The organism is Hyphomonas pacifica (assembly GCF_000682675.1).
Classification (GTDB): Bacteria; Pseudomonadota; Alphaproteobacteria; order Caulobacterales; family Hyphomonadaceae; genus Hyphomonas; species Hyphomonas pacifica.
Genome location: NZ_AWFA01000068.1, coordinates 1 through 2,092, shown reverse-complemented (window position 1 = coordinate 2,092; position 2,092 = coordinate 1). Strand labels below are relative to the sequence as shown.

At 53.3% G+C, this 2,092-nt stretch carries 2 protein-coding genes and 1 pseudogene; 2 read left to right on the top strand and 1 reads right to left on the bottom strand.

The features are described 5' to 3' along the window. The first annotated feature begins 134 nt into the window (after nucleotides 1–134). Together HY2_RS15235 and HY2_RS17890 are read left to right on the top strand one after the other, a co-directional pair. Complete coding sequence (locus HY2_RS15235; protein ID WP_034829154.1) at nucleotides 135–1,400, top strand: site-specific integrase; 1,266 nt, start codon at nucleotides 135–137, stop codon at nucleotides 1,398–1,400. Nucleotides 1,401–1,521: 121 nt separating this feature from the next. Next, nucleotides 1,522–1,788 (top strand): annotated as a pseudogene (locus HY2_RS17890) (AAA family ATPase); the annotation flags it as partial. 27 nt (nucleotides 1,789–1,815) lie between these two features. On the opposite strand, the gene HY2_RS17750 reads toward HY2_RS17890, so the two are convergent. Further along, the coding region (locus tag HY2_RS17750; RefSeq protein WP_034829151.1) for a hypothetical protein at nucleotides 1,816–2,092 on the bottom strand (277 nt) is incomplete at its 5' end.

Genomic DNA, 2,092 nt, shown 5'->3' with positions numbered 1-2,092 from the left:
TAGGTCACGCGTTCGAATCGCGTCGGGATCGCCAAATCTTTCTATAAAAACAATGTATTACAAAGGCGATAAAGTTAGCCCTCGCTCACAAATGACTCCGTGGTAACCATATGGTAACCGAGGGCTAAAAAATCATGGGGAAACTACGCTTTACTGACACCTGGATTTCGGCGGTGACTGACCCAGGCGAGTATTCAGATACGATCGAATCCTGCCTGAAAGTGCGTGTGGCCAAGACCGGCGCGAAGACTTTTTCGGCTGTGCGAAAGCTGGGCGGTAAGACCGTGCGAGTGCGTATTGGCGCTTATCCCGAGATCGGCCTGAAAGAAGCCAGGATGCGCGCTGGAGAGTTTATGGAATTACGTGCACTCGCGCCGACTGCGGCCGCACGCGCAGAGGCGGTGGCCGATGCCGTATCCGCTTCTGCCGCCACTTTCTTTGCCGACTACGTCACCGATATGAAAGCCCGTGGCGTCAGATCCTATGGGCGCATCAAGGGCACGCTCATGGACGGGAAGTACGCCCTGATGCCCTTTCTAGTGGAGCGGCATGGATGCATGCTACGCGCTGGGGATGTGACGATCCATGACCTGCAGGCCTGGATGGCAGAAAGCTACGCCCGAAGCCCGAACTATGCGCCACATCTCCGGTCCTACATCGTCACTGCCTGGAAATGGGCGGTGAAGAACCGCTACGACTTCCGAGGTGGTGCGCGCGATTATGGCATCACATCCAACATCGCCGAGCAGCTGCCGACGGTGCAAAAGGGCAAACCGGGCGACCGATATCTCTCGAACGACGAACTAATGACGCTCTGGCACGCGCTGGACGAGAACCATCCAACGCACCGCGTCCTGAAACTGATGATCGCCATGGGTGGCCTGCGCGTGACGGAGGTCGCAACGAGCTTATCCGACAATTGGCGTGATGGATGGCTGAACTTGCCGGAGACCAAGAACGGAAGATCGCATCAGCTACCGATCACCTCAACAGCCGCCCCTTTGGTCGAGAGATGCCTGGAACGCGCTCATCCGCGCTCGCCTTACCTTATGTCTAATCCGCGGAATCCGGACGAGCCACTGACGATTGCTGCAATTTCGCGGGCGGCTAAGCGGTTGAACAACAAGATCGAGTTTCCGGAGTGGAATCCGCGGGATCTGCGCCGGACGATGAAGACCCATCTTATTGATGCCGGGATCGATGAGCGCTGGCTGGATATCTGGCACAATCACGGACAGACGGCGAGCGTTGCCCGCAAGCACTATATCCGGGCAGAGTATGCGGACCTGAAGCGGGATGTGGCGGAGGCCATTGATAGCTGGTTGGCGCCAGTGCTTTTAGGTGATCGCAAGGAACATTTGAAAACTGATCATCTGCAAACGAATGTTGATCCGAAATAGATGTCTGAAACGGGCGCAAAACCAGACGTAAGACTCGGAACGATTGGTCGGGTGAGTTTGGCCCACACCGACCGCCAGCTCACGGGCGATCTAAATATAAGTTGTAGCAACATTTTGATTAATGAAGCCGAATTTATGTAACATAGTGTTTTGTCAGTCGCGATTGCGTATTGTCGATCCTTGCAATCCAGACGTTTTGAGCCGTTCCGAACCTGCGAAAAATGGGAATACCGCTTTGCAGATTTCAAGCATTCGAATATCGAACTTCAAAGGCCTTCGGGATGCTGAATATAAGCCATCACGATTTGGATGCATTGTCGGGGAGAATAATTCCGGGAAATCGACAATTCTTCAAGCGATTACATACGCTTTAAATCGTCCACCCCAACTAGATGAGAGTTTATACTACGACGTATCAGAGCCTATTGTATTCCGTCTTGCGTTTGACAACGTCACTGTACCCCACCTCGCACGCTTGGAGGATACGCACAGGGATAGAATTACACCGCTTATCAACGACGAAAAGCTTGTGTTGATTATTCGATACGCGCTTGGTCAGAAAATCGATATAGCCATCGAAAGTTTGAGGCCAATCGACGTTCGGTACCAGCAGGCGACGATTGATGAAATTTTCAAAGGAAAACGTGGTGCCGCCATACGGGCCGTGACCTGAGCCCCAAATGGTCCCGCAT